This is a genomic window from Stutzerimonas zhaodongensis, from assembly GCF_003696365.1.
Classification (GTDB): domain Bacteria; phylum Pseudomonadota; class Gammaproteobacteria; order Pseudomonadales; family Pseudomonadaceae; genus Stutzerimonas; species Stutzerimonas zhaodongensis.
The window spans coordinates 340849-366606 of the sequence record NZ_RFFM01000002.1; the positions used below are offsets into that span (position 1 = coordinate 340849).

Genomic DNA, 25758 nt, shown 5'->3' on the forward strand with positions numbered 1-25758 from the left:
TTCTCACAAAGCTAAGGTCACTTTCACTTGTGTCCGAGGCTTCTCCACGCCCTGTAAAAACGCTGCAACACAGGCCAGTGAACATGCTGGTTGGGCCCATCAGTCATTGATATCGGAGGACTCCTCTGCATAGCCGGACGCGTTCAACCGGGTCACCCGTTGAGCCTGTCGACAGTTTTCCTGCACAGCGTTGCGCTGTGCCGAGCAATGGGATCAGGCGTTTTAGTCGAGGCCGACAAGACCTACGCACGTTGCGCTTCCCCTCAACACAAAGGGCTGTACGCATGAGCACGAGTATGACCAACGCTTTGGCCACTCACCCGTATGTCACCGTTGCGCCGTCGGAGATCGCAGCCCCTGAAATCGAACACGACGTGCTGACCTTCGGCTCGTTCACCCTCCATCCCAGACGTCATCAGTTGTTCAAGAACGGGGAGCAAGTCGCGCTCGGCAGCCGAGCCCTGGACTTATTGATCGCCCTTGCCACGCGTGCCGGCGAGCTGGTGGAAAAAGACGAGTTGATCGCGTTCGCCTGGCCACGAGTCATAGTCGAAGAGTGCAACTTGCGAGCGCAGATAGTCGCGCTGCGCCGCCTGCTCAACGAAGACGGAAACGATTGCATCGCGACGGTGCCCGGACGCGGCTATCGCTTCGTGGTCATCCCCAGCAGACAGAAAGAGCAGGCCAGCCGCTATGGTAGAGGTGACGCTCAGCCCTCCACCCTGCCTACGTTGATTCGCGAGACCATTGGCCGCGACACGGTGATCGAGCGGCTCTGCGAACAGGTCACCGATAACCGCATGACCTCGCTGGTCGGCCCCGGAGGCATCGGTAAAACCACCGTCGCTCTGGAAGTGGCGAAGCGCGTCGAAGCACGCTTCAAACGCGGAGCACGCTTTATCGATCTCAGCGAAGCGAACGACGCAGCTACGGTCAAGTCGGCGGTGAGTAAGGCGTTGGGCCTGACCGCTGACGATGAAGACCTTTGGGATCGAGCCCTGGCGGAAGTGCAGGACGGAGACATCCTGGTGGTGCTCGACAATTGTGAACACCTGCTGAGCGTGGTGTCGGACGTTGTCTGCTGCCTGCGAGAACGCGCACCCGGCTGCCGCATTCTGGCCACCAGCCGCGAACCGCTAAAGGCCGAAGGTGAGTGGGTAGAGCGCCTGCTACCGCTGGCACTACCCAGCAGCACGGAGACACGCCTTGGCGAACTTCTGCGCTCACCGGCTGTGCAAATGCTCGTTGAGCACGCTAGTGCGCAGGACAGCAACTTTGTGCTGCGCGAAGAAGATGCATCGGCACTCAACCAACTCTGCCAACGCTTGGACGGGGTACCGCTGGAAATTGAAATCGCCGCGGCGCGGATGGGCAGCTTCGGTATCGGTCCCCTGCTGAGCATGCTTGACGGTGAGTTTCGTCTGCAAATGGCTGGACGGCGTACCGCAGCAAAACGGCATCGGTCGATGGGCGCAGTGCTTGACTGGTCCTACATGAGATTACGCCCCCGCGAGCAGGCAGCATTGCGCCTGGCCTCGACCTTCACTGGCTCCTTCACCCGCAACGCGATCAGCACATTGATTGCCAGTGAGTTACGGCTCAGCAGCGACGAAGCGCTAACAACCGTGCAACACCTGGTGGACAAGTCACTGTTTTTGGCAGAAGAAGACGGCACTGGACGCTATCACCTGCTGAGCAGCACTCGCCTGTATGCAATGAGCAAACTGGAGGAAGTGGGCGGAACCCAGAGAGCGGTCATCCGTCACGCCGTATACGCCCTTGAAGTCGTGCGGAAAGCTGCCACCGACCGGAGGAGCTTTCCAGAGGCCTGGCAGCTCATACTCGGCGCCGAAGGTGATGTCGTGCGCTCTGCATTGGCCCAGGCATGTTCGGTTCCAGGCGAGGGATCGCCAAGCCTGGAATTGAAGATGGCCGCCCTGGGTCTCACCGTCACAACGCAGAACAGCCCTCTTGCAAATGGCTGACGACACGCCGTAGTCGGCCGGGCCGAAGGTCGCTAGATCAGTCGCGCCGCTACCAGTGCGTCTGCCACCGACTGAAACGCATTGGCTGGAATCGGCTCGCCAGGCTTAGCCATACGACCGATGCGCGCTGCAAGAGGGTCGTCCGCAGACCGTGGCACCCCGAGCTTGGCTGCCTGTTCAAACATTCCACGGGCGTTCTCCGGAGCCGCCGTACAGACCACTACAGGCACCGGCGTTTCGCCGCGCACATAGCGCACGCCGACCAGCCAGCCACCCTCCACACCAATCATCAAGGTGGCATGATTGAGGCCGACCTTGCGGCTGGTCAGGGTTTGCTGTTCGCGCCGCTGACGGTTGCGCTCGCGCTTGATCAATGGGTCACCATCGGCATCGCGCCGCTCTCGTTTCTGCTCGCTCTTGGTCATGCGCATCTCCCGGCTGAACAGCCAGCGCTGCATGAGCAGATCCAGCCCGCCCATGACCAGATAAGTGATCAGGACCGTAGCGACAAGAGGCTTGAGCAACAGGTAGAACACCGACTCCATGCACGAAGCGCCGCAGCGAGAGGACTCCATCAGCGTTTGCAACGCCACGCGCCCCACCACGTAGAACGCGGTGGACAGTACAGCGACTTTTCCCAGCCCCTTGAGAAACTCAATAAAGTTGCGCATGGAGAAGATGCGCTTGAAACCTTCCACGGGGTTGATGCGTTTGAAGTCGGGCTTGATCGGCTCCCCGGTGAACACCATGCCTTTCATGGTAATGATGTTGGTCAGAACCACGCAGCCCACGGTTATCGCCAGGATAGGCAAGGCTGTGGCCAACAGAATATGCTCGGCGGTATCAATCACCCTCGGCCACACCGTGGCAAAGGGTTCGGTGTAGATACCGGCAACCATGTCCAGCAACGCCCGCAGCTGCGCCTCGGTGCCCGATGCCAGATAGGCGATGCTCAGGGTGCATGCCAGGAGCACCATTGCCGACACCATGTCCTGGCTCTTGGACAGCTGCCCTTTCTTGCGCGCCTCGTCGAGCTTCTTGTCGGACGCCGGCTGCGATTTCTCTTCGCTGCTATCGCCGGCCATGATCAATCAGTTCCCGAAAGGGTCTTCAAGACTTCCACTACCCCGCGGAAATCTGCCAGCTGATCGAGCATCAGCGGAATCAGAAACGAGCAATAGATCACCATCAAAAACGTGAAGATAAGGTTCTTCACAGCCAGTGACAGGTCGAAGATATGCAGCTGCGGCGTCATTCGAGACAGGTAGGCCAGCATCATGTCAGCCACTAGCAGGGCGATGATCAGTGGAGCCACGATCATCAGGCCGATACGCATCACCTGGTCCAGAATCGCCAGCACGGCGTCCAGTGATGACACCGCAATGACCGGGGTAAAGGCCATCACCGGCCACAGGTTATAGCTGTGGTAGTAACCATCGACCATCAGGATGAAGCCGCCGGAAAGGAAAAACAGGGTAATCATCACCACCGTCAGGAGCGTTCCTGACACCCCGGCTTCGCCTGAGCCCAACGGGTCTACCAATTGAGCCATGGTCGAGCCGCGTTGCAGGTCGATCATTTCGCCTGCAGCCTCCGCCGCCCAGAAGGGAATGCCGAACAACAGGCCGACGGTCAAGCCGATCAGCAATTCCTTGACCATCAACCCGGCCAGGAAGAATCCGCTGTAATCCGGTTGGGTGGTCAACGCGATGTAGATTGGAAACGTCATGGGAATGGCGATGGCCACCGCCACGCAGCTGCGGATCATCCCCGTCAGGCCCAAGCGATTGAAGGCTGGCGTAATCAGCACCAAGCCCATGGCGCGGGATGCCGCCAACGCCGCTGAGGCGATGATCGGGTAGGCCACTTCAAGAAAACTCAGACCGAGCTCAGCATCCATGTTCTAGCGGTTACCTAGCGGGTCCAGGCGGGAAAACTATCCAGCACCTGGTTCATCAGATTGACCACCTGACCCGATAGCAGCGGGCCCAGCAGCATGACCACCAGCAACACCGCCACCAGCTTTACCGCCTGCGGCAAGGTCTGATCCTGGATCTGCGTAAGGGCCTGCAACAGGCCCACGCCGAGCCCAATGACGATGGCCACGATGAGCGCGGGCGCAGAGAGAATCAGCACGGTCATCAGGGCCTGCTTCATGAGCCCCAGGAATACGTCCTCACCCATGGCTACCCGCCTCCATAACTAAGGATCAACCCGTGCATGAGACGTGACCAGCCACTCACTGCGACGAAAAGAAAGATCTTCAACGGAATGGATATCAGCGTCGGCGAGACCATCATCATGCCCATCGCCATCAGCACGTTCGCGACCAGCAGGTCGATGACAAGAAACGGGATGTACAACAGAAAGCCGATCTCGAAGGCGCGGGTCAGCTCGGAGCTTACGAATGCCGGTATCAGCACCACCAGATCGTCATCGCGCAGGTCGGCTCGAGCTTCCTCTGACCATACGCTTTCAGTGGCCTGCATGAAAAAACCGCGCTCGGACGGGTTGGCGAAGCGTAATAAGTGCTGCTGCAACGGGGTGCGTAACGCCTCACCGAGGTCGCGAAACTCGTCCGCCTGCTCGAAGGTGAGGGAACGCCCCTCTACCTGGCGGTACATGTCCCCAATCAACGGCGTGGTGACGTAAACGGAAAGGATCAGCGCGATGCCATACAGCACCAGATTGGGCGGCGTCTGTTGAATGCCCAAAGCATTGCGGATCAAGAAAAGCACGATGGAGATTTTCAGGAAGCCGGTCAATGTGACGACGGCGAGCGGAATCAGACCGATCGTGGTGACAACCAGAATGATTTCAAGCAAGTTCGGTTGGTAGTCGGTCATCGTTGTCAGCCGATCACAGGCTAGCGAAACGTGTCAGGCGGACTCCCTGTCCGTCCCCCATTTTCACCAACTCGCCACGCCCCACACTGCAGCCATTGACCAACAGTTCGACGAAGTCACTGCCACCGTCTGGCAGCGCCAGCACACTGCCCTCCCCAAGCTGCTCCAGCTCGGCCAGCGACAGCTGGACGCTGCCTACCTGGCAGATCAGGTTCAATTGCACATCCCCCAACGAGACGTCGACGCTTTCTTCCGCTGCGCTTTGATTTTTAGCTCCGTCGCTGAAGGTTCCTTGACTCATCGGGTGCTCCCTTATTGGCTGACTACGATTTATCGCCTCGAGCAAGCGGATGCCCTGCTGCTCACGACGGGCTCGGGCCCGTCGACTATTTGCCAGAGACACCCATAGGTCGGCGTTGCCGGGCACCTCCAGCATCAACACATCGCCAGGACGCAAGCTGCGCAGCTCGCTGATGCTCAGCGCTTGCCAGCCAGCTTGCAGCACGAGTGGCAAGGTCAGACCCGGCATTTTCTGCGGTTGGCTGGGCAGCAAGCGGTCAAGCAAATCGGCGGTGATTTGCGCCGCGGGGATCGGCAACTCAATCAGCAGGGTGTGCAACTCGCCATCGGCCACCTGCACACCTAACCTGAGTGTCAGCGGCAAGATCAGGTCCGCTTCGCCCTGCACATCCACCGTTATCAGTTGCCCTAATTCCGCTTCCAGAGGTTCCAGCAACGGCAACAGCGCCTGTTCGAGCAAAATCGATTGGGCGTCCTTGGCGAGGTCTTCGAAGAACTCCAGCACGTCTTGGCCAGCCAGCAACTGGTTACGCAGGCTGAGGGGCAATAGCACGCGGGCGTAAAACTCACCGCTGGAAAGCCATAGAGGATAAGTACCAGCAGCGACTGCCCCGGCCCCCCCAGCCCAACTCAACGTCATGGCCTGGCCGGCACAGTGCGCATGAACCTTTTGCCGCCGGGCCTGCAAGCGGTTGTGCAAGGCAACGGTGTCAGGGTCAACAGCGTCGAGCAGTGGCCGTATCGCCTGCACCTCTGACGCTGCCAAAGTGATTTGGCAATTCATTGCGGCGCCTCCCAGCGCAGCGCAGCACGCTCGTCATACAGGTCTTCTTCGATGCTCTCATCGACACGCCGCTTTGCTCGCGCATGCTCGTCAAGCAATGGCTCGAGAGCGTCAGACTGCTGGCGACGAAGCATCAGAGCGTGTTGCAAAGCCGCCTTCCGCTGTTGCTCGGCAGCACTGTTCTGTTCCGCGCTTAGCAGCTGCTCATGCAGATACAGGCGATGCTGATCGAGAGCATCCAGCACTTCCAATGCCGCCTGGCAGGTACCCGCAGCCAGCGCGCCGGTACCCAGCAATTGCTGTAGGGCCTCCGCCTCACGTTGCAGTTGTTGCTTCGCCTGATCGATGGCCTCCTGTGCCCGATGCAATCTGGCAGTCGCGGCCATGCATCGTTCAGCCTGGCTGGCGAGTTGATTCTGCGCACGGCGTTCGCGCAGGTGCCGCAGCTGCTGCAGTTGCACAACCGCGTCGGCCTTCATGCCAGCACCGTGCGCAATCGCTGCAGACTGTCGTCAAAGCTGCTGTAGTCATCGCCATCCTGGCGTAGAAATTTCTCAATGGCGTCGTGGCGGGCAATCGCCTCATCGGCCAGAACGTCACTGCCCGCGACGTAGTCGCCGGTGCGCATCAACAACTCGATGTCCGCGTGACGCGCCATCAGTCCGCGCACATGGGCAGCCAACTGACGCTGCTGCGCACTGACGACTTTGTCCATCAAGCGGCTGCGGCTATGCAGCACGTCGATGGCAGGGAAATGGTTACGCTGCGCGAGTTCGGCGCTCAGCACGATATGGCCATCGAGAATCGAGCGGGCCTCTTCTGCTACCGGGTCCAGTCCGGCATCACCTTCGGTCAGAACCGTGTAGAGCGCGGTGATGCTACCGCGCTCTCCCGGGCCGCTGCGTTCGAGCAAACGCGGTAGTGCGGAGAAAAACGAGGGCGGATAGCCGCGCCGGGTGGGCGGTTCGCCGACTGCCAGACCGATCTCGCGCTGAGCCCGGGCAAAGCGGGTGAGACTGTCCAACAGCAACACCACATTGCGGCCCTGGTCGCGGTGGTACTCAGCCTGGGCGGTGGCCACATAGGCCGCTTTGACCCGTTCGGTGGCCGGTCGATCCGACGTCGACACCACAGCCACGGTGCGCGCTCTTGCCCCCTTCCCAAGGTGCACATCAAGCAGTTCACGCACCTCCCGGCCACGCTCACCAATCAAGCCAATGACGATCACATCGGCTTTGCAATGGGTGACGATCGCAGCCAACAGTGAGGATTTGCCCACTCCTGGCTCACCGAAAATGCCCACGCGCTGGCCACGAGCAACCGTCAGCAACGCATCGATAGCCCGAACCCCCAAAGGCATCGGCTCACTGATCAACTGCCTCGTGAACGGCGCAGGGGGCTCAGCCTGCAGGGGATAGCGCAGCAAGCCGGCTGTCGCAGAGGGCGCGCCGTCCAGCCATGAACCAAGTGGGCTGATGACACGACCCAACAACGCATCACCGACCAGGACGCCGGATCGCTCACCGGTGGCGACTATTTCAGTGCGGGTAGACAGCCCTTCCAGCGAGCCTATCGGCGCGAGAATCGCCTCGTCGCCATCAAAACCAACCACTTCGGCTTGCAAGGCGCGCTGACTCAAAGGGTCGCTCAGGTGACAGAGTTCGCCGATACCAACGCCCGCTACACTGGCGTGCACCAGGGTGCCACGGATGCTGCGAATGCGCCCGCGCATGGGCCGTGGCTGAGCATGACCCAGGCGTTTGGCCAAGGTCGGCAATAGGCTGTCCAGTGCAAACGTCATGCTTGCGACTCGGCGGTATGAGGCAACAAGCTCTGGCGGATGGCCCGCAACTGCGCCTCAAGGCCAAGTTCGACGGTGGCGATGGCGCTGCACAGGCGTGCCTGACCGGGTTCGACGGTCGCATCCGCCTCGAGGGTAATGCGTGCGGCCAAAGCCGGCTCGATGCGTGCTGTTAGCGTCTCCAGCTCGGTTGGCGCGACATACAGCGTCAGCGCCTGGCTGTCGCGAAATGCCGCCAGCGCCTTGCGCGTGCACCCAAGCAACAGATCACTGGAGCTCACGGGTTCCAGTACCTGACGGACGATATCCAATGCCAGGTCAGCCATGCTGCTTTCCAGGCCGGCCAGGTAGTTATCTACCTTGGCCGACGTCTGCACCAACAACACTGAAGCTTGCTCCAATCCTTCATCGCGGCCCTGGGCCAGTCCTTCGCTGCGCGCTTTTTCGACGATTTGCCGGGTGTTTGCGCGAATGGTTTTCGACTCTTCGCGCGCAGCTTCCAGAAAGGCATAGCCTTCGACCCACCGGGTCGCATCGTCGTGGCGAATGATCTTCTGCGGCGGCCGGCTCGGTAGTTCGTTCATCCAGCGAACTCCTTGGCCGCGATTTCCCGAATCAGGGTGATACCTTCAGGGGGAAAGTCGCTGAATTGCAGCCACCGAGAATCCAGGCGCAAGCGCAACCAGCGATGCAGGTCATCCGGGAGCGAGCAAAGCCACGCTCTGACACAAGCCTCGCCGTCGCGCTCGATGGCCTCGAGCAGTTGCTCTGCCTCGAAGTGCACACCCACCGCACCAGCCTGGTTGCGATGGGCCAGGGCAAATTCGAATACATCAGAACCCAACTTGTTCTTGAGCGCATGTACGGCGGTCCCGCGGATCTCACGAGCGAGTGCATTGGCATGCCAGGTCGCGCCGCATAGAAGCGCCAAGCGTGGTAGTTGCTCTACCGCGAGCAGCATGATGCGGATATCCGCCTCGACGCGTGGCTGTGAGAGCGGCACCAACTTGAAGTGATCGCTAAGCAGGCGTTCCAACCGCGTGCGGAAACGCGACCTGGCCAGTAACGCATTGAGCTGCTCGGCATTTAAAGAATGGGCGAAACACTCATTCAGACGTTCGGGCTGAACGTAGTTCAGCGGTTGGGCAGCGACGGCCTGCCACCGCTCGACAAGCGTGGGCTGCCCAGTCATTCACTTTCCTTCAATACGTAAATGCCCGGCGTCACCCGTTGCCGCCAGAAGTGCCAGGCAATCGCGCCTGCCATTCCCAACAAAAGAACCAGGCCGGAAAAAAGCATGACTTTGGCCCTCGCAACGCTCGCTTCGAGCATCCATAGACCAAGGAAGGATTTGAGTGGCGGCGTGCTGTCCTGGGAACGCACAACGGCCTTCACGGCAGTAACCGAGACGCCGTCATAGCCCAGCCCGGAAACACTGTTGGCGACGAGCGCCTTGATCTGTGGCACCAACTTGTCGACATCCGTGTTGGCCTCGTAGCGAATCAGTACCGAGGCCGATGACGGCGAGATCACACGCTTCAGCAGGTCGTTATCGGGAAGCACAACATGCACCCGTGCCGACAACACACCGTCAATCTGCGACACCGTATGTGACAGTTCTTCGCTCAGCGCATAGACCATCTGCGCGCGCTCCTGCACCGGCGAGGACACCAGGCCGTTGCCTTTGAACACATCACCCATATTGGAGAACTTCTGCTCAGGTAAACCGATGTCATCCAACAAGGTGACGGCTTGCGAGAGGCGATCCTGCGGCACGGTTACTGTCATCATGCCGTCGTCCTGTACCTTGCGCTGCGCAGCGATGCCATCACGCAGCAATGCGGCGACCATCTTGTTCGCTTCGCGCTCGCTGAGATTGGTGTAAAGCGAGGAATCGCAGCCTTGCAGCAGGGTAGTGAAGACGAGGATCAGCACCAGGTGCCAACTGCGCGTAGCCATGCCTACTGCCCTTTCATCAAGGTATTGGCTGAGCCAGAAATCTGTGTAGCACCACGCACCACCATTTGAGTTTCGATCGAGTAATCGAACACCCGGCTGAGTGCGCTCATCAGTTGATCGACCTGGGCTTCGCTGGTTTTGCCCGGCTCCACCGTTCCCGACTTGTCCACCCGAGTCATCTCAGGGCCACTGTTGGTATAGCGCTGATTGGTGGGTGACGTGCTGGATGCCCGCTCTGAGAAATGCTGGGAACGGTCGATGAAACCGTTAAGACGCTGCATCAGATTCTCGCCAACCTGATTAGGCCCAGCGCCAGCAGGCATGCCCTTGGAGTTGCTCGCCATGTGTTCGAACAGGTTCTGCGAGACGTGCGCCATCGCGTCCTGGCCCGCGACTGGCGGCGTAGCTACAGCTGCACTTGGAAGCATGTGCGACCTCGCGTCTATTCTTCGTCGTCGGCCTGGGCTTCTTTAAGTATTTCCTGAGCGCGCGGCATGATGATGAATTGACCACCTAGCACGATTGCCTGGCTGATCATCTGGTCCATCAGCTCTTCATCGTTCTGCGCGCTATTCAATGCTTCAGCGAAATCATCCGCCGAGTTGACCTGGCCGGCGGATGCGCCATCTACGGAATTCACTGCCATGATTTTCTCCTGGGTAGTAACTGGGTTGTGACTACTGCTTGGATTTCGCTTCCACCAATTCACTGGCGGCGCTGCCGCGGAACACCCTCACACCGTGCTCACGTACCGCCACCGGGCCGGGCTCAGGGCGGGCAATCTGCTCGATGCGTTGCTGGACCAACGCCATGAAGGCAGGAGGCCCTGAGACCATCAGCCCGTCGCCTTGAAAGCTGTTGCGCACGTGCAAGTGCTTTCCGCTGACACCAAGTTCATCGAGGCTGGCCTGCAGATCTTTTGCACTCAGGCCCACCGCTTCGAAGTTGCGAATCTGCAGATCGTCCTCACTGTCGACGTACAACATGTTGCCGTCTGAGAACCACGTAAGCGTGTTATTTGTTGTGAGTTTGTCGAGGAACGCGCCGGCGTTCGCTGCACGAAAGTTGGCCGGTGCCCGGCCTTTGACCTTGGCCGAAATCACCATCGGCACCCCCAGATTACGACCGAACGCCTGAAGTACACCGCGTACATCCTGATCGATAACCACGTAGGCATAAGGCCGAGAGGCCCATTCTGGCTGGTCTTGCGCGCTCGCCTCGGGTATCACCGAAAGCAATCCGACGGCGCAGAGAGCCGAAGCTGATACGCGACGTATCCGGCGATGCCAGACACAGGCCGCACAAATCACAAGTTTTCTCAGGCGGGCAATACGCCCGCCTTGTTGCACGCCGTTAGAATGGCCGCCGCGTTCGGCCAATTGGCCAGTACATTGGGAGTACCGAATTTGTTCAGCCCCGTTGCTTTTCGGCTGGTGTTTCTCGCCGCCAGCCTCGCACTCTCCGCCTGCTCCACAAGCAACAGCAGCCCCACTCTCCCGCCCACGCCAATCGACCAGACTAGCTACGGCCGCCTGATGAAACTGGCAGACGATGTTGACCAGCGCGGCGACCACGGCACCGCGGCTACTCTCTATCTGCGCGCGACTCAGGAACCGGGTGCCGGTATCGAAGCGTGGAACCGGCTGGGCGAGTTGAAGCTGGTAAGTCGCGATGCTGTAGGCGCCGAACGCGCCTTCCAGCAGGCGTTGGCACTGGACCCTGATAATCCGCATAGCCAGCTTGGGCTGGGAACGGCGCAACTGCGCCTTGGCTATGCCGAGCGAGCTCAACCGCTGCTCGCCAGCGCCGCACCGCGCCTGAACAGCGTGGCTGCCTTCACGCGACTGGGCGTCGCCGAAGCTTTGCTCGGACATACCGCCAGCGCTCAGGACGCTTTTTTCAGTGCCAAGACCTTGGCGCCCAATGACCTGGACACCCGCTGCAACCTGGCGCTGGCCTACATTCTGAATGACCAACCGGGCCTGGCTCTGGATGAAATCAACGGAGCCGACACGGCCCCTGCCGCGCAACCGCGCCACCAACGCAACGCCTTGCTGGTGCAGGTGCTGGTCGGCCGTCAGGGCAACCCCGCCGAGGTGCGCCTGGACGGTATTGATGCCCCTCAGCGGCAAGCGTTGATCGACGATGCCAAGCGTATCGCTGCTATCAAGGATCCCGCGACCAGAGCGCAGGCCATGGGTTTGGTTGAACGTCACTGAATGCTCGGTCATTGCCTGCCTGTCCATTGCACCCCTGGTCATTGCAAGCCTCCGGTGTCGCCCATGGCTTCCTGCGCTTCACGGCGGCGGCGCTGCAGTTCCGCCTCACTGCCCTGCAAGTAGTACTGGGCCGCCCGGCCAACGGGCGCAGCCAGGGTGGCGCCAGTGGTACGCCCGCGCTGAAGGTCTTCGCGCTGCTCAACCATCTGCAGCAGGTTGAAACTGTTGGCACAGCCAGGCGCCAGTTTCGTGGTCTCGTGCAGTTGCACCTCGACTTGAGGCGCACCCAGGCAGGCCTCGGGCAACAAGACCTGCCGTCCTTGGGCATCAGTCACACTCACGTAGTCGCGGGAATAGTCAGAGGACTGCAAACTCGTCGCGCAACCAGCAAGCAGTACGAAGATCGGCAGCACGGCCATCGATAGTGGCAGTTGCGGCAAAAGAGGCTTGCTCATGCACGACACCTCATTCCATGTAGAACCCGAACGGGCCGCCATCGCTGATGAGCGCGGCAGTAGTGGGTTGCGGTGGTGTATCGGTGGGTGACAACGTCGCTTTGGCGGTCTGGACGGGCTCGACCAGATACGGAGTGATGAGGATCACCAGTTCGGTTTCATTGCGCTGGAATCGCTTGGAACGAAACAGGTTGCCAAGGACTGGCATGTCGCCGAGCAATGGTAGTTTTTCCAGGTCTTGCGAGCTGTTGCGCTGGAACAGACCAGCAATCGCAAAGGTTTGCCCGCTGCCCACTTCCACCCTGGTATCGGCGCGTCGCACACGGAACGAGGGCACCTGATAACCGGAGACAGATAACGAAGCGTTACCCATCAAGGTACTTACCTCGGGCCGCACCTGCAGGGCGATGCGGTCGTTGGGCAGCAGCGTCGGGCTGAACACCAGCGAGACGCCATAGGACTTGTACTGCACCCCGACCAGGTCGCTGTTGACCGGCACCGGCACCGGTACTTCGCCACCAGCCAGGAAGCTCGCGGTCTCGCCAGTGCTGGCGGTGATATTGGGTTCGGCGAGAATCTCCAGTACGCCGTTGCTTTGCAGCGCCTCCAGCACCGAGTCGATATTGAAATGTCCCGAATCAAGACCCAAACCGATCAGGTTCGACGCCCCGGCAGCAGCCTGCGCCGGTAACGAGCCTCCGGTGAGCAGACCAAAGGAAAAGGTGCCGTTGTTGAACAAGGCATTCCAGCTCACCCCGTAACGCAACAGTTCGTCGCGGGACACCTCGGCGAAGCGCACGCGGATATTCACTTGCGCCGAGCCTCCGGCGAACTGGGCCGTATTGACCGAGCTTTCCCAGTCCTGCCCTTGCGGATCCAAAAGGGCGTTGAGGTTGATCGCCTCGCTGACGTCCCTTACCTGACCTTTAGCGGTCAGACGATTGCCGGCACCCGTCACCTGCACCCGGCCTTCGCTATTCAGCGCGCGGCTGACCGGCTGGGAATTGGCGCCCACATTGAGGCTCATGCCTGCAATCTGATTACTGTCCTTGTCGAGCGCCACCAGAGTGGTGTTGCCCGGGCGCTTACCGAATACGTAGATCACGCCAGGAGAAACCACCTGCAGGTCGGCAATTGCCGGCTCTGCAACAAGCACCGAATCCACGGGTTGGGTAAAGCGAATGACCCTGCCTTCGCCACTGCCCAGTTCAATTTCCGCATCCTGGACCTGAGCGATAGCCAAAGCCGGTAACAGGCTGAACGCAACCCACCAGCGGCGCATCCGCAGGCGGCTCAAGATGCGTTCGCCAAGGTATTGGCTTGGCTGTCAGCAGCCAGTGACGGCCTCGGGGCTGGCGCACTTTGGCTGATGACCTTGATCGCCTGCAGGCTGTATTCGGGCGCTAACTCGGTGAACGACAACACGGCAATCTCCAGTTCATCACGGGCACGCCAGCGCACGATATGGCGGCGCAATTCAGGGTGAACCACCAGCACCGCCTTCTGCGGGTCTGGCAGTGCAGCGCATTGGCTGCGCAGTTCTTTCATGAAGTGGCGGGCAATATCCCTGGGCCGCGCATCACCGCGCGCACTGTCTTGCGCACGCAACGTTTCAAGCATCTGCCCTTCAGTGCGCGCGCCGATCACGAAGGCCGCGATGACGCGATTGCCATCGCCGTACTGGTGGCTGATCTGCCGGGCCAAGGCCTTGCGCAGATGATCAGAAAGGCGTTCGGCGTCGCCGTCTCCATTCCACTCCACCATGGCCTCCAGCAAGGCGCGGCGATTGCGGATCGAGACGTTCTCGGCCACCAGGCGCCGCAGGGCATCGGCCATGCGCTGTACGGGCACTACACGCATAGCTTCTTTCACAAGCTCGGGGGCGCTCTCTTCCAGCTGCCCCAGCAGCTGGCGAGTTTCCTGTATCCCCAGAAAATCCCCGGCATAGCGGCGCAGGGCACGAGCAACCAGTTCCCGCAACAATTCGTCCGGGCGCAGGTAGGCAATGGCTGCCTCATCCAGCTGCGTGCAATGTTCTTGAGCGATCCATAAGGCTGGGCGACGATTGAGTGGCGACAACGCCTCAAGGCCCGGAACGTCGAGGAGCTCCAGATGCATGGGATCGTCCTGAAACAGCACGTGCTCCAGGTGCAAATCACCTTCATCGACGGGTATGCCTTCCAGGGCAATTCGGAAATGCCCCCCTACCCCGGCCTGGTCAACGTGCACCGCCGGCAACGGAAACTCGATACCCAGATCTGCGCGCAAATCGTTGCATAGCTCTTCCAGGCGCTGGCGCAGGGGGTGCAATGGCGCCGCCTCGGCTAGCGCAGGGCTGATTACCAGCAGTACTCGGCTATTGGGGGCGCCAGCGGGCTCGTCCGCTTCGTCCGGCTGGGGCACAGGAACCATTTCTTCAATAGCTTGCAGTGGCTCCTGCGGCTCGCCAGTCATCTTCGACTTTTCTCGGCGATGAAGGGTATACGCGCAAGCGCCGAGCACGCCCGACAAGCTGAGAAACACAAAGGCCGGAAAGCCGGGAATAAAGGCGACCCCCAGCAGAATCAAGGCAGTCAGCGACAGGGCGCGCTGGCTGGCGCCCATTTGGCGCATGATCTCGGTACCGAGGTCTTCTTCGATGTCCTCGTTATTGACACGGGTGACCACCGTGCCAGCCGCTACGGCAATCAGCAGCGCCGGGATCTGCGCGATCAGTCCGTCGCCAACAGTCAGAAGCGAATAGGTATGGGACGCATCGGCGAAGGTCATGCCGCGCTCTAGCATGCCAATCAGCAAGCCACCAATCAGGTTGACCGAGAGAATTACCAGGCCGGCGATGGCATCACCTTTGACGAATTTCATCGCCCCATCCATGGCGCCGAACAGTTGGCTTTCACGCTGCAAGTTGGAGCGCCGACGGCGGGCTTCTGGCTGATCGATATCGCCATTGCGCAGGTCGTTGTCGATGGCCATCTGCTTGCCGGGCATGGCATCGAGCGTGAAACGCGCGGCGACCTCCGCAACGCGCTCAGCGCCCTTGGTAATCACCACGAACTGGGCAATTGTGATGATCAGGAAGATCACCAATCCCACTACCACTTTGCCGGCAATCACGAACTCACCAAACGCCTCGACAATGTGGCCGGCATCGCCTTGCAGAAGAATGAGACGCGTGGTGGTGATAGACAGTGACAGGCGAAACAGCGTGCTGAGCAGAATCAAAGGTGGCAAAGCCGATAAATCGACCGGCTTGGCGATGTAGAACGCGACGATGAGAATGAGGATGCTCAGCGCGATGTTCACGCCTATCAGCATGTCCACCAGATAAGTGGGCAGCGGAATGATCATCATCACTACGGCCATCAGCATGAACGCGGCGATCACGACATCTGTCCGCTTAGCCGCCAGTCGGGCAAAGGCGCTCACACGACTCATCATGCGGCGTTGCTCCCGCGTCGGCTCAGGTATTGGCGAAACAACTGCCGCCCTTCATCTCCACGCCCGGCACGCAATAGCGCGCGGCTGCGCAAGAGCAGCAGCTCTGTGGGCTCATCCTCGCGCGCCCAGAGGCCGAGATGAGCGATGCGGTCCAGAGCAGCCAGCGCACGCTCGCCATCGCCCACCGCGGTGAACACCACCGCAAGGCGCCGCAAGAGTGTCGGATCGTCAGGAATGATCTGCGTAGCAAGCAGCAGCATCACCAGCGCCCGGGGGGACTGACCAGCACGCTGGTAGATATCCGCTAGCCCGTGGAGCAGGTGCGCCGCGTCACGATTCTCTCTGAGCATCATTCCCCCGAGTCCGCGCGCTGCTGATCCAGTGATCGACGGGTGTCGAGCTCGTCTCGCACCAGCGTCATGGCCAGGCTTTTGGTGTCTTCGTCGAGCTCGAGAGACGGCAGGATGCGCTCCAGGATGTCCTCAAGGATTTCGCCAGGGCGAGAGCCGGCAAAGAGCGAAGGATCGATGTTGCCAAGTTCACCGAGGCGCTCTACATCGCGGCGCAGCGAGCGGCCCGCGTGATCACCGACCGGAGTAGGCAGCAATGCATCGAAAAGCGCCGCCCGAGTTCGCTCAACGCGCTGCGCGCCTGCGCCGTCTAGAGGAGTGAGCAGCGTGTCGGAGGGGACGGCGCGCGGATCGACCTTCATCGCTTAGCTTTCGTCCGCCGGGGCTGCAGCCAAGGTGAAAAAGAAGATCTCGTCACCACGAGTCAGCTCCACCATTTCATTTCTGATGTCTTTGATCACCCAGCCGTCGCTAAGCGCCGCTCCTGCGTCTAGGCGAGCGCCAGAAGAATCGATGACATAGGGGTTTTCACCAAACCAAACCGCCTGAAAACTCACCCTTGGCTGAGCCCCTGACGCTCGCACGGCCACCTCGCTGCTTTGCAGGACAAAGTGGCGACCGTAGTGACCATCGAAGTATTGCTGCAGCGCGACCCATTGAGGGCGCTGCTCAGGAGTGATCGTGCCCTTGGCTTTGAGCTGGCCATTGGCAACGAGGAGATTCAGTTTTTTCAGACCAGCCTGGCTCGCTCTGGCGGCGAGATCGGCACGCACCTTGTCCAACGAGGGCACCTGTTCGACAGGGCGATCAACGCTGGTAGCGGCCAAGTTCTCCATAAAGGCCAGCGACTCTCCCGGCTGGGCGTCGCTGAACATCGCGAGCGCGCTGGCGCAAATGAACATGAAGGCGCCAGCGATCAGCCATTGCGGCTTGCCATACCATACCGGCGCTTCCGGGCGCGACGCACCGATAGGTGCCTGTAGTGAAATGCTTGCCTGGCCCACCTGGATTTCAAATGGCAACGCTGCCCGAAAGCCGTGCCCGCGGGCGATCCGCGTCGTCTTGCCGGCCGCGAGCAACTGAATGTCGCCGCCCAGCGCTTCGATGGTGACGTGCGATGCGGAAAAACGCAGGCGCACATGCTTGGTTTCGATGCCTGGATCGCCCAGCACCAGATCATCGCCCGGGCCGGCGCCGATCACGCAAACGGGCGCGTCCATTGGCAGCGACACTCCATGGTGCATGCCAGCGATGACCTGTAACGTCGGGCTGTCGTTATCTGCTTTGGACAAATGGGATGCCATGGCTGTCATTCGACCCACCCCGCCCAACTGCCGAAAACGGCACCAGGGCCTGAACGTACATGCACTCGCTGTGGGGCTTGCATGTACGCATTAATACGAAAAGTGAAGCAGGTTGCAGGCGGTGCAATACACCGCCTGCGAACCTGATTCAGTTCTGCGGACGCTGCTTGGTAGCGTCAAGCTCAGCTTTCTTAGCGGTAGTGATCTCGGTGATCTTGGCCGACTTCTCAATTGCCATATCGAAAACAGCGGCCATCTTGTCGATAGCGGCGTCCGAGTTACCGCTGCTTACTGCTGGTGTATCAGCCATGGGCTATCTCCACTTTCTTGAGGGTGTTTGCATTGGCGGTAACGCCCAGATAGACGCTACCGATTGCCGGCCATCCAACTTGTAATCGAACCGAGTCGAGTAGCTCTGCAACGCCTCAAATCCTAGAAGCAGAGAAACAGGGCGTGTTGTTAAAGGTTGTTAAAGCGCCTGGATGCAGACCACCTTCACGCTTTCGCACGGCCCCTGATCAGCGGTGTTGCCCGTGAACACCTCGTGAAAAAAGTTTGTGGCGGCGCGAGATGTCCGCTGCAGTTCCTGCCGATGGGTTTTCCGCGCTCTGCGCACAACTGCTGTGAAAGGGCCGCCACTCACCGAACGCCGAAGCGCACCGGCAAGCCCCATAGCCAGTTGTCAAAGATCGGCATGCGTACTGATCGACTTTATCTGAGCGACTTCAAGGGATGGATTCGGCGAAATGGTGAGGTCGTTCGCCCACCCTAGATGATCACAATGATTGCGATAAGAGAAAGCAGAGCAATGGGCAGGACGCAGCGCCGCTAATAGATGCAGGACTGCCAGCTTCGTCTCTGGTCAAGCAAAGTCTGGAGCGAACGAATTCGTGGTTGTGCGGGCGTGGTTGCGAAACGATGTGACAGTGTGTGGGGGCGGCTGCGAAGGAGTGCTCAGGAAATCCAGAAATAAAAAAAGCGACCCTAAGGTCGCTTTCTTGGCGCTATCAAGGCGTTCAGTGGTCCTTGATGGCAAATATGGCGCAGCGGACGGGACTCGAACCCGCGACCCCCGGCGTGACAGGCCGGTATTCTAACCGACTGAACTACCGCTGCGCTAAACCTCGAGTGGTGGGTGATGACGGGATCGAACCGCCGACCCTCTGCTTGTAAGGCAGATGCTCTCCCAGCTGAGCTAATCACCCGTTTGCTCTCGAAGTGGGGCGCATTCTAGAGAGGGTTCCTAACCTTGGCAACCCCCTTTTGAAAAAAAAATTGAAGAACTTACAAAGACTTAGGAAACCCTCTGTTTATTGCCGATTTTGCGGTTTCCATCGGCCTCCACGCTTTGCAGGGTTGGCCTGAGCCGCATGGAGGGGAATAATGCGCGCTTTGCTTTTACCGGAGTTTCAAATCGCCATGTGGTTTCGCAACCTGCTCGTCTACCGTCTCACCCAGAACGTCCCTTTCGATGTCGAGACACTTGAAGCTGCATTGGCCGCCAAGCCCGCCCGCCCCTGCGCAAGCCAGGAGTTGAGCACCTATGGTTTCGTCGCGCCTTTCGGCAAGGGCGAAGACGCCCCGCTGGTGCACGCCAGCCAGGGCTACCTGCTGATCTCCACCCGCAAGGAAGAGCGCATCCTTCCCGGCAGCGTCGTCAAAGACGCTCTGAAGGAAAAGGTCGACGAGATCGAAAACGAGCAGATGCGCAAGGTCTACAAGAAAGAGCGCGAGCAACTGAAGGACGACATCATCCAGGCCTTCCTGCCGCGAGCATTCATTCGTAAATCAGGCACCTTCGCCGCTATCGCACCTGAGCAAGGCCTTATCCTGGTCGACTCTTCCAGCCCCAAACGGGCCGAAGACCTTCTTTCCACCCTGCGTGAAGCCATCGGTTCACTTCCCGTTCGCCCTCTGACGGTCAAGATCGCGCCGTCTGCCACGCTGACTGATTGGGTCAAGACCCAGAAGGCAGCAGATGATTTCTTCGTGCTCGATGAATGCGAGCTGCGCGATACCCATGAAGATGGCGGTGTCGTGCGCTGCAAGCGTCAAGACCTGACCAGCGATGAGATCCAGCAGCATCTTGAAGTGGGCAAGCAAGTGACGCAGCTGTCGCTGGGCTGGCAGGACAAGCTGTCTTTCGTGCTAGACGACAAGATGGTGATCAAGCGCCTGCGCTTCGAAGAGCTGCTGCAGGATCAGGCCGAACAGGACGGTGGCGACGACGACCTCGGCCAGCAGGACGCGAGCTTCCTGCTGATGATGTTGACGTTCAAGGAGTTCCTCCCGGCTCTGTTCGAAGCCTTGGGTGGTGAGGAGATTCCGCAGGGCATCTAAACTGCCCTGTGCGCCGTCTGCCTGGCTGACGGCGCTCTCCCTTATAACCACAAGGTAAACCCGATGCGCGCTCTCGCCGCCCTCAGCCGCTTTGTTGGCAACACCTTCGCCCTCTGGGTTCTGCTCTTCGCCGTTCTCGCTTTCTTTCAACCCAGCTGGTTCCTCCCCGCCACCGCCTGGATCGTCCCGTTGCTCGGGCTGATCATGTTCGGCATGGGCTTGACCTTGAAGGCGGCCGATTTTGCCGAGGTCGCACGACGTCCTTTATGGGTCGCACTGGGTGTCGGCTCGCAGTTTCTGATCATGCCGGCACTCGCCTGGGTGCTCTGTCAGCTTTTGGGCCTGCCGGCTGAGATCGCTGTCGGTGTGATCCTCGTGGGCTGCTGCCCTGGCGGCACCGCTTCCAATGTGATTGCCTGGTTTTCGCGTGGAGACGTGGCGCTGTCGGTGGCGATCACTGCCGTCACCACCCTCCTCGCTCCGCTCGTGACGCCGGCTTTGATCTGGCTGCTGGCCTCAGCCTGGCTACCGGTCAATTTCGGCGCGTTGTTCATGTCCATTCTGCAGATCGTACTGTTGCCAATCGCGCTTGGATTGATCGTTCGCAGAGTGCTTGGCGATCGCGTCCATCACGTGGTGGATATTCTGCCGCTGGTGTCGGTAACCAGCATCGTCATCATTGTTGCTGCAGTGGTCGCGGCCAGTCAGGCCAAGATCGCCGAGTCCGGCCTGCTGATTATGGCGGTCGTGGTGCTACACAACAGCCTGGGGCTCGGAATCGGCTATCTGGTCGGACGCCTGTTCGGCCTGCCACTTGCGCAACGCAAGACACTCTCGATCGAAGTCGGCATGCAGAACTCAGGGCTCGGTGCGGCACTGGCCAGCGCGCATTTTTCGCCACTGGCGGCGGTACCCAGCGCGCTGTTCAGCGTCTGGCACAACCTTTCCGGTGCGCTGCTGGCAACCTTCTACCGGCGGATGAAGGACGACGATCAAACCACCCGTTAGCCATGCCGCCGCAGGTCCGGTCAACTTGCCCGGGCTTGCTGGCCATGCACAATGACACTTGCTGAGGACGACCTCAGGCTGCACAGACCCACCGGGGACGGCCCCACCCAATCACCGTCCCGGAGGTGCGTATGTCGTGGATCATCCTGTTCGTTGCTGGCCTGTTCGAGATCGGATGGGCTGTCGGCCTGAAGTTCACCGAGGGTTTCACGCGCCCTGTCCCCACCGTTCTCACCATTGCCGCAATGCTTGCCAGCCTGGGCTTGCTGGGCCTGGCGATGAAGGAACTACCGCTGGGAACCGCCTACGCCGTCTGGACTGGCGTAGGCGCTGTTGGAACGGTTATTGCGGGGATCATCCTGTTTGGCGAATCGATGAGTTTCTTTCGCCTGGGTAGCGTGCTGCTTATCTGCATCGGTCTGCTTGGTCTGAAACTCAGCCATTGATCAGGGACGGCAGCCGGTTGCCGACCGGCTGCCTAACCTTTCAGCCGAACAGTGCTGGCTCTCGATAGTGGCGCGCGCAGGCCGATCCGTCAGCGCGAAACAGGTGGCATTTGTTAGCCAGCAAACCGGTGGCATAGGTCTGCCCTACGGCGACGCGCCGATTGCCATCGCTGGCTACTGCGACCATATCGTCCACACCCTCGAAGTTCAGATGCAACAGGTTGTGATCACCGAGGCGTTCGGCTACGGCAATCTCGCCATTGAAGACGAAGTCAGCCTGTTCGGCGTCGACGAAGTGCTCGGGACGAATGCCCAGCGTCAGAGCGTCCCCAGGCGAGACCTGGCTGCCGTCAACAGGCAAGCGAAGTGAACTACCTCCCGGCATCGAAACCTCGACCGAATCGCTGCTCGCACTTACCGCCTGCACCGGCAGGAAATTCATCTGCGGCGAGCCGATGAAGCCGGCAACGAACTGGTTGTTCGGATAGTGGTAAAGCTCCAGCGGCGGCCCGACCTGAGCGATACGTCCGGCATTGAGCACGACGATCTTGTCGGCCAGGGTCATGGCTTCGACCTGATCATGGGTCACGTAGATCATCGTTGCCTGGAGGCGCTGGTGCAGGCGTGAGATTTCGATGCGCATCTGCACCCGGAGGAAGGCATCAAGGTTCGACAGCGGTTCGTCGAACAGGAAGACTTTGGGCTCTCGCACCATTGTCCGCCCTATCGCCACGCGCTGGCGTTGACCGCCGGACAGATCCTTGGGTTTACGGTCGAGCATCTGGTCAAGCTGCAGGATCTTCGCGACGGAATTCACCCGGCGATTGATTTCGCTTTTCTCGACCTTTGCCAGCTTCAAGCCGAACGCCATGTTTTCCGCGACGTTCATGTGTGGATACAACGCGTAGGACTGGAAGACCATCCCTACTGAACGGTCCATCGGTGGCAGCTCATTGACGCGTTCACCATCGATCTGCAGCTCGCCGTCGGTGATGTCCTCGAGCCCGGCGATCAGCCGCAGAAGGGTCGACTTTCCGCATCCCGATGGCCCGACGAACACCACGAACTCACCGTCGGCAATGTCCAGGTCGATACCGCGGGTAATGGGGACGTCGTCGAAGCTCTTGCAAATATTGCGCAGGGTAACGCTGGCCATTTTTGTTGTTCTCCTTGATACAGCCGCCGCGACGAATCGCGGCGAGCAAAGCAACGGGCGTCGGACTGGTTCGAGACGAGGCAGGCGCCTCGTCACGCCAGTGCAATTACCCGAGCCGGCGGGCAAATCCGAATCCATGCGCCGGCAAATGTACGCCATGACCCTCGAAAACCGCAGTCGCCGATGGCACGTGCAGGCCTTCGACCGGAGCTGACAGATCAAAGTGCCGCGCGCTGTCACCCATATTGAACAGGCACACCCAGACTTCGTCCCCCAGGCGACGCTCGTACACCAGCAGGGCTTCGTCATGGTAGACGGTGCGTATGCTGCCTTCGATCAGCAAGGGCTGATCCTGCCGCCAGGCGAGGAAGCGCCGATAGATGTTGAGCATCGAATTGGGGTCCGATTCCTGGGCGGCCACCGACATCGGCAGATGCCTGTCCGCCATCGGCAACCAGGGTTGCTCTCGGCTGAAGCCACCGTGCTGGTCCTGATCGTGCCAGGGCATCGGTGTGCGGCAACCGTCGCGCCCTTTGAACTCCGGCCAGAAGCGAATGCCGTAAGGATCGACCAGCTGCTCGAACTGCAGCTCGGCTTCATCCAGTCCCAGCTCTTCACCCTGATAGAGGCATACGCTGCCGCGCATGGTCAGCAGCATCGCCATGAACATGCGGCCGCGGGCCAGATCCGGCTGGTTTGCCAGCGCCCAGCGGCTCATGACCCGAACCACATCATGGTTGCCGATGGACCAGCACGGCCAGCCGTCGACGAGTTCGCGCTCGACGCAATCGATGGTGTGGCGCAGGAAGCCCGGACTGCATTGCTCGGTCAGCAGATCGAAGGAATACGCCATGTGCAGCGTATCGCTCCCGCCCGTGTACGCAGCCATGGTGCTCAAGGAATGATCGCAGCCGATTTCCGCGACGGTGGCACTACCGGGATAACGCTCAAGTAGCTGGCGGATGCGGCGCAGGAAATCGAGGTTCTCCGGCTGCGTCTTGTCATACACATGTTTCTGGAAGGCATAGGGATTGTCGGCACGGACCCCGATGCTGCCTTCGCGGATGTCATGGTTGGGCGGGTTGTCCCGTAGTTCTCGGTCGTGGAAGTAGAAGTTCGCTGCATCCAGACGGAAGCCGTCGACGCCGAGCTTGAGCCAGAACTCCATGTCCTCCAGCAGCTGCTGCTGCACTGCCTCGCAATGAAAGTTGAGGTCCGGCTGACTGGAGAGAAAGTTGTGCAGGTAGTACTGCTTGCGGCGGCTGTCCCAGGTCCAGGCCGGGCCTCCGAAGACTGAAAGCCAGTTGTTCGGGACGGTGCCGTCATCTTTCGGATCGGCCCAGACATACCAATCAGCTTTTTCGTTGTCGCGGCTCGAGCGGCTTTCCTTGAACCAGGCGTGCTGATCGCTCGAGTGGTTTAGCACCTGATCAATGAGAATTCGGATGCCACGTGCGTGGGCAACATCGATGACCTGCTTGAAGTCTTCCAGCGTGCCGAACAGCGGATCGACGCCGCGATAGTCGGACACGTCGTAGCCGAAGTCCTTCATCGGCGAGGTGAAGAATGGCGACAGCCAGATGGCATCGACATTGAGGCTGGCGATGTAGTCGATCTTCTCTACCACACCGAGCAGATCGCCGACCCCATCGCCATTGCTGTCGAAAAAGCTGCGCGGGTAAACCTGATATATGACGCCGCCGCGCCACCAGTCATTGCGATTCATACAACCAACCTTCGATGTTTGGGGGAACACGACGCCACTCTAGGTGCGTCAACCCGCCGCAACATCCTCCCGGCTATGCAATAGCGAGGCGTATCGATCGGGCGTAGAGGCATCCCGACCGGGGGGCGTAGAGCGGTCCGCTACCATTTCACCGATCCGAGTCAGTCACTCGTCATAAAAACGTCGACAAACAAGCGAATCGACACTTATCTGTCACGAGCGGCAGATAGGATCGATGCAGTTCCAGGACTGACCCCGCAGTAGCCGCCGCCCAGCAGATCTGCGCAGCCGCCCAGTCAGGAGCGACACGCATTCACAATCCATGGAGAGACGACATGTTCAAGTGCAAGCCCCTCGCAGCCGCCATCATCGCGATTCTGGCCACTCAGGCTCACGCCGACGACAACAGCGCAGAACAGAATCAGTCCGGTGCCGACAACATTGTCGAAGTAACCCAAACAGGCGGCCGGGACAATATTTCCTACCAGTCGCAGGTTGGTGCCAACAACGATGGCATGGTCACCCAGAATCAGGCCACGATGTCGGATGCCGTACAGACTCAGACAGGTAATCTGAATCGCGCAGACATCGTGCAGACCTCGACCGAGCAGACCGAGGCGATCCAGCTGCAGGATGGCGACAGCCATGACGCAAGCATCGTGCAGAACGACTCCTTCGGCGCCACGGCTCGTCAGTACCAGGAAGGCAGCTTCAACACTGCCATCACCGAGCAGACTGCCGCAGACCTGAGCACCGCGGTGATCGATCAGGACGGCAGCGATAACTTCGCCGAATCCATTCAGACCAACACTGAACTGAGCGTTTCGGAGCAGCGTCAGGTCGGCAACGACAACATCTCGCTGGTATGGCAGGAAGGCGGTGCGCGTAACGACGGCATGGTCAACCAGGAAGGTAATAGCAACGACGCCACCATCTACCAGGTGAACGCGTTCGATTCGAGCGCAACGATCGACCAGCAGGGTGATTCGCAGGTCGCATCCGTAGCCCAGGAAGGTTCCGAGCACAGCGCAGACATCCAGTCCCGCGGCCTGAACAACGAAGCCTACATCGACCAGAGCGGCTCGTTGCAAACAGCATCGGTCTACCAGGACGGCACCTCGAACAGCGCTGACATCTTCCAGGCTGGCGATAACAACACAGCCAGCACCGAGCAGACCGGCGACAACAACTACGCCGTTATCGATCAAGCTGACGGCAGCATGCTGACTGCCTCGCTGCAGCAGACCGGCGAGTACAACGAGGCTTACGTCACTCAGCAAGGCACAGGCAACCTGATCGACTTCGCCCAGGACGGCGCTGACAACCTGCTTACCGCCACCCAGAGCGGCAATGGCAACGAGCTGACCGGCTCCAGCTACGGTGACAACAACCGTGTTGACGTCATGCAGGGCGGCGACCTCAACGTAGCTGACATCCAGCAGATCTACGGCTCGGACAACGAAGTCAGCCTGACGCAAGATGGCCAGGACAACCTGGCGACCGTCATTCAGGGCGGCGTTGGCAACCAAGCCATGCTGATGCAGAGCGGTATGGGCGACTCGGCAATGGTGTCGCAGATGGGCTCGGGCAACATGGCCACCGTGACTCAGCAGTAAGTGGTATCGGCAGCCGGCCCAGCGC

At 60.1% G+C, this 25758-nt stretch carries 28 protein-coding genes and 2 tRNA genes; 6 read left to right on the forward strand and 24 right to left on the reverse strand.

Annotated elements, in window-relative coordinates; all coding sequences use genetic code 11:
• Positions 1–296: 296 nt before the first annotated feature.
• Complete coding sequence (locus EA797_RS09930) at positions 297–1985, forward strand: ATP-binding protein (RefSeq protein WP_167468798.1); 1689 nt, start codon at positions 297–299, stop codon at positions 1983–1985.
• Between the two features lie 32 nt (positions 1986–2017).
• Here EA797_RS09930 and EA797_RS09935 read toward each other — a convergent pair whose 3' ends face one another.
• From EA797_RS09935 to EA797_RS09995, 13 genes are all read right to left on the reverse strand, one after another.
• Positions 2018–3070 (reverse strand): EscU/YscU/HrcU family type III secretion system export apparatus switch protein, encoded by a 1053-nt coding sequence (locus EA797_RS09935; protein WP_122165047.1) that lies wholly within the window; start codon positions 3068–3070, stop codon positions 2018–2020.
• A 2-nt stretch (positions 3071–3072) separates the two neighbouring features.
• On the reverse strand, positions 3073–3885 hold the full coding sequence (gene sctT, locus EA797_RS09940) for a type III secretion system export apparatus subunit SctT (RefSeq protein WP_122165048.1): 813 nt from the start codon (positions 3883–3885) through the stop codon (positions 3073–3075).
• Positions 3886–3899: 14 nt separating this feature from the next.
• A complete protein-coding gene (sctS, locus tag EA797_RS09945; protein WP_122165049.1) occupies positions 3900–4169 on the reverse strand; it encodes a type III secretion system export apparatus subunit SctS in 270 nt (89 codons plus the stop codon).
• A gap of 2 nt (positions 4170–4171) precedes the next feature.
• Entirely contained in the window at positions 4172–4831 is a 660-nt protein-coding gene (gene sctR / locus EA797_RS09950) for a type III secretion system export apparatus subunit SctR (protein WP_122165050.1), read from the reverse strand.
• A 13-nt stretch (positions 4832–4844) separates the two neighbouring features.
• On the reverse strand, positions 4845–5915 hold the full coding sequence (gene sctQ, locus EA797_RS09955; RefSeq protein ID WP_122165051.1) for a type III secretion system cytoplasmic ring protein SctQ: 1071 nt from the start codon (positions 5913–5915) through the stop codon (positions 4845–4847).
• Positions 5912–6394, reverse strand: coding sequence for a hypothetical protein (locus EA797_RS09960; protein ID WP_122165052.1), 483 nt, complete (start codon positions 6392–6394; stop codon positions 5912–5914). The genes sctQ and EA797_RS09960 overlap by 4 nt, the downstream gene beginning before the upstream one ends.
• The gene (locus EA797_RS09965) at positions 6391–7716 is read right to left on the reverse strand and encodes a FliI/YscN family ATPase (RefSeq protein WP_122165053.1); all 1326 of its coding nucleotides are present in this window, start codon (positions 7714–7716) and stop codon (positions 6391–6393) included. The genes EA797_RS09960 and EA797_RS09965 overlap by 4 nt, the downstream gene beginning before the upstream one ends.
• Complete coding sequence (gene sctL / locus EA797_RS09970) at positions 7713–8300, reverse strand: type III secretion system stator protein SctL (protein ID WP_122165054.1); 588 nt, start codon at positions 8298–8300, stop codon at positions 7713–7715. The genes EA797_RS09965 and sctL overlap by 4 nt, the downstream gene beginning before the upstream one ends.
• The gene (locus EA797_RS09975; RefSeq protein ID WP_122165055.1) at positions 8297–8908 is read right to left on the reverse strand and encodes a type III secretion protein; all 612 of its coding nucleotides are present in this window, start codon (positions 8906–8908) and stop codon (positions 8297–8299) included. The genes sctL and EA797_RS09975 overlap by 4 nt, the downstream gene beginning before the upstream one ends.
• Positions 8905–9675: a type III secretion system inner membrane ring lipoprotein SctJ gene (sctJ, locus tag EA797_RS09980; protein WP_122165056.1), complete on the reverse strand. Its 771-nt coding sequence runs from the start codon at positions 9673–9675 to the stop codon at positions 8905–8907. Before sctJ ends, EA797_RS09975 begins: the two co-directional genes overlap by 4 nt.
• Positions 9676–9677: 2 nt before the next feature.
• Positions 9678–10019 (reverse strand): hypothetical protein, encoded by a 342-nt coding sequence (locus EA797_RS09985; protein ID WP_122166222.1) that lies wholly within the window; start codon positions 10017–10019, stop codon positions 9678–9680.
• Positions 10020–10117: 98 nt separating this feature from the next.
• The gene (locus EA797_RS09990) at positions 10118–10321 is read right to left on the reverse strand and encodes a hypothetical protein (RefSeq protein ID WP_122165057.1); all 204 of its coding nucleotides are present in this window, start codon (positions 10319–10321) and stop codon (positions 10118–10120) included.
• A 31-nt stretch (positions 10322–10352) separates the two neighbouring features.
• Positions 10353–10904: a type III secretion protein gene (locus EA797_RS09995; RefSeq protein ID WP_244214093.1), complete on the reverse strand. Its 552-nt coding sequence runs from the start codon at positions 10902–10904 to the stop codon at positions 10353–10355.
• 177 nt (positions 10905–11081) lie between these two features.
• On the opposite strand from EA797_RS09995, the gene EA797_RS10000 reads away from it, so the two are divergent.
• Positions 11082–11894, forward strand: coding sequence for a tetratricopeptide repeat protein (locus EA797_RS10000; RefSeq protein ID WP_167468799.1), 813 nt, complete (start codon positions 11082–11084; stop codon positions 11892–11894).
• 38 nt (positions 11895–11932) lie between these two features.
• Here the strand turns inward: EA797_RS10000 and EA797_RS10005 are convergent, their stop codons facing one another.
• The 9 genes from EA797_RS10005 to EA797_RS10040 form a co-directional block, all read right to left on the reverse strand.
• Positions 11933–12349 carry a hypothetical protein gene (locus tag EA797_RS10005; RefSeq protein WP_244214094.1) on the reverse strand — a complete coding sequence of 139 codons (417 nt, stop codon included), beginning with the start codon at positions 12347–12349 and terminating at the stop codon, positions 11933–11935.
• A gap of 10 nt (positions 12350–12359) precedes the next feature.
• On the reverse strand, positions 12360–13631 hold the full coding sequence (locus EA797_RS10010; protein WP_122165060.1) for a type II and III secretion system protein family protein: 1272 nt from the start codon (positions 13629–13631) through the stop codon (positions 12360–12362).
• 11 nt (positions 13632–13642) lie between these two features.
• Positions 13643–15787, reverse strand: a complete 2145-nt coding sequence (gene sctV, locus EA797_RS10015; protein WP_122165061.1) for a type III secretion system export apparatus subunit SctV — start codon at positions 15785–15787, stop codon at positions 13643–13645.
• The gene (locus EA797_RS10020) at positions 15784–16140 is read right to left on the reverse strand and encodes a tetratricopeptide repeat protein (protein ID WP_122165062.1); all 357 of its coding nucleotides are present in this window, start codon (positions 16138–16140) and stop codon (positions 15784–15786) included. The genes sctV and EA797_RS10020 overlap by 4 nt, the downstream gene beginning before the upstream one ends.
• Positions 16137–16499 (reverse strand): hypothetical protein, encoded by a 363-nt coding sequence (locus tag EA797_RS10025; RefSeq protein WP_122165063.1) that lies wholly within the window; start codon positions 16497–16499, stop codon positions 16137–16139. Before EA797_RS10025 ends, EA797_RS10020 begins: the two co-directional genes overlap by 4 nt.
• A gap of 3 nt (positions 16500–16502) precedes the next feature.
• On the reverse strand, positions 16503–17441 hold the full coding sequence (locus tag EA797_RS10030) for a SctD/MshK family protein (protein ID WP_167468800.1): 939 nt from the start codon (positions 17439–17441) through the stop codon (positions 16503–16505).
• Positions 17442–17589: 148 nt separating this feature from the next.
• Positions 17590–17751, reverse strand: coding sequence for a hypothetical protein (locus tag EA797_RS21815; RefSeq protein WP_167468801.1), 162 nt, complete (start codon positions 17749–17751; stop codon positions 17590–17592).
• A gap of 729 nt (positions 17752–18480) precedes the next feature.
• A tRNA-Asp gene (locus tag EA797_RS10035) sits at positions 18481–18557 on the reverse strand.
• 13 nt (positions 18558–18570) lie between these two features.
• Positions 18571–18646 (reverse strand) — tRNA-Val (locus EA797_RS10040).
• 214 nt (positions 18647–18860) lie between these two features.
• Between EA797_RS10040 and rdgC the strand changes: the two genes are divergently transcribed.
• The 3 genes from rdgC to sugE all read left to right on the forward strand — a co-directional run bounded on the left by rdgC (position 18861) and on the right by sugE (position 21235).
• A complete protein-coding gene (rdgC, locus tag EA797_RS10045; protein WP_122166226.1) occupies positions 18861–19781 on the forward strand; it encodes a recombination-associated protein RdgC in 921 nt (306 codons plus the stop codon).
• A 63-nt stretch (positions 19782–19844) separates the two neighbouring features.
• Positions 19845–20789, forward strand: a complete 945-nt coding sequence (locus EA797_RS10050; protein ID WP_122165065.1) for a bile acid:sodium symporter family protein — start codon at positions 19845–19847, stop codon at positions 20787–20789.
• 131 nt (positions 20790–20920) lie between these two features.
• Complete coding sequence (gene sugE / locus EA797_RS10055; protein ID WP_122165066.1) at positions 20921–21235, forward strand: quaternary ammonium compound efflux SMR transporter SugE; 315 nt, start codon at positions 20921–20923, stop codon at positions 21233–21235.
• Between the two features lie 40 nt (positions 21236–21275).
• Here the strand turns inward: sugE and malK are convergent, their stop codons facing one another.
• Together malK and EA797_RS10065 are read right to left on the reverse strand one after the other, a co-directional pair.
• Complete coding sequence (malK, locus tag EA797_RS10060) at positions 21276–22391, reverse strand: maltose/maltodextrin ABC transporter ATP-binding protein MalK (RefSeq protein ID WP_122165067.1); 1116 nt, start codon at positions 22389–22391, stop codon at positions 21276–21278.
• Positions 22392–22497: 106 nt separating this feature from the next.
• Positions 22498–24117 carry an alpha-glucosidase gene (locus tag EA797_RS10065; protein ID WP_122165068.1) on the reverse strand — a complete coding sequence of 540 codons (1620 nt, stop codon included), beginning with the start codon at positions 24115–24117 and terminating at the stop codon, positions 22498–22500.
• Positions 24118–24452: 335 nt separating this feature from the next.
• On the opposite strand from EA797_RS10065, the gene EA797_RS10070 reads away from it, so the two are divergent.
• Positions 24453–25733, forward strand: coding sequence for a hypothetical protein (locus tag EA797_RS10070; protein ID WP_122165069.1), 1281 nt, complete (start codon positions 24453–24455; stop codon positions 25731–25733).
• Positions 25734–25758 lie beyond the last annotated feature (25 nt).

Coding starts and splice junctions, on each gene's coding strand:
- sctR (WP_122165050.1), bottom strand. CDS start 4,831: ATGACCGACTACCAACCGAACTTGCTTGAAATCATTCTGGTTGTCACC.
- sctS (WP_122165049.1), bottom strand. CDS start 4,169: ATGGGTGAGGACGTATTCCTGGGGCTCATGAAGCAGGCCCTGATGACC.
- EA797_RS10020 (WP_122165062.1), bottom strand. CDS start 16,140: ATGATGCTCAGAGAGAATCGTGACGCGGCGCACCTGCTCCACGGGCTA.
- EA797_RS10025 (WP_122165063.1), bottom strand. CDS start 16,499: ATGAAGGTCGATCCGCGCGCCGTCCCCTCCGACACGCTGCTCACTCCT.
- EA797_RS10050 (WP_122165065.1), top strand. CDS start 19,845: ATGCGCGCTCTCGCCGCCCTCAGCCGCTTTGTTGGCAACACCTTCGCC.
- sctQ (WP_122165051.1), bottom strand. CDS start 5,915: ATGAATTGCCAAATCACTTTGGCAGCGTCAGAGGTGCAGGCGATACGG.
- EA797_RS09990 (WP_122165057.1), bottom strand. CDS start 10,321: ATGGCAGTGAATTCCGTAGATGGCGCATCCGCCGGCCAGGTCAACTCG.
- EA797_RS10070 (WP_122165069.1), top strand. CDS start 24,453: ATGTTCAAGTGCAAGCCCCTCGCAGCCGCCATCATCGCGATTCTGGCC.
- EA797_RS09985 (WP_122166222.1), bottom strand. CDS start 10,019: ATGGCGAGCAACTCCAAGGGCATGCCTGCTGGCGCTGGGCCTAATCAG.
- sctT (WP_122165048.1), bottom strand. CDS start 3,885: ATGGATGCTGAGCTCGGTCTGAGTTTTCTTGAAGTGGCCTACCCGATC.
- sugE (WP_122165066.1), top strand. CDS start 20,921: ATGTCGTGGATCATCCTGTTCGTTGCTGGCCTGTTCGAGATCGGATGG.
- EA797_RS10030 (WP_167468800.1), bottom strand. CDS start 17,441: ATGGCATCCCATTTGTCCAAAGCAGATAACGACAGCCCGACGTTACAG.
- sctL (WP_122165054.1), bottom strand. CDS start 8,300: ATGAACGAACTACCGAGCCGGCCGCCGCAGAAGATCATTCGCCACGAC.
- EA797_RS21815 (WP_167468801.1), bottom strand. CDS start 17,751: ATGGCTGATACACCAGCAGTAAGCAGCGGTAACTCGGACGCCGCTATC.
- malK (WP_122165067.1), bottom strand. CDS start 22,391: ATGGCCAGCGTTACCCTGCGCAATATTTGCAAGAGCTTCGACGACGTC.
- EA797_RS09960 (WP_122165052.1), bottom strand. CDS start 6,394: ATGAAGGCCGACGCGGTTGTGCAACTGCAGCAGCTGCGGCACCTGCGC.
- sctV (WP_122165061.1), bottom strand. CDS start 15,787: ATGATGAGTCGTGTGAGCGCCTTTGCCCGACTGGCGGCTAAGCGGACA.
- rdgC (WP_122166226.1), top strand. CDS start 18,861: ATGTGGTTTCGCAACCTGCTCGTCTACCGTCTCACCCAGAACGTCCCT.
- EA797_RS10065 (WP_122165068.1), bottom strand. CDS start 24,117: ATGAATCGCAATGACTGGTGGCGCGGCGGCGTCATATATCAGGTTTAC.
- EA797_RS09930 (WP_167468798.1), top strand. CDS start 297: ATGACCAACGCTTTGGCCACTCACCCGTATGTCACCGTTGCGCCGTCG.
- EA797_RS09935 (WP_122165047.1), bottom strand. CDS start 3,070: ATGGCCGGCGATAGCAGCGAAGAGAAATCGCAGCCGGCGTCCGACAAG.
- EA797_RS10005 (WP_244214094.1), bottom strand. CDS start 12,349: ATGAGCAAGCCTCTTTTGCCGCAACTGCCACTATCGATGGCCGTGCTG.
- EA797_RS09965 (WP_122165053.1), bottom strand. CDS start 7,716: ATGACGTTTGCACTGGACAGCCTATTGCCGACCTTGGCCAAACGCCTG.
- sctJ (WP_122165056.1), bottom strand. CDS start 9,675: ATGGCTACGCGCAGTTGGCACCTGGTGCTGATCCTCGTCTTCACTACC.
- EA797_RS09975 (WP_122165055.1), bottom strand. CDS start 8,908: ATGACTGGGCAGCCCACGCTTGTCGAGCGGTGGCAGGCCGTCGCTGCC.
- EA797_RS10010 (WP_122165060.1), bottom strand. CDS start 13,631: ATGCGCCGCTGGTGGGTTGCGTTCAGCCTGTTACCGGCTTTGGCTATC.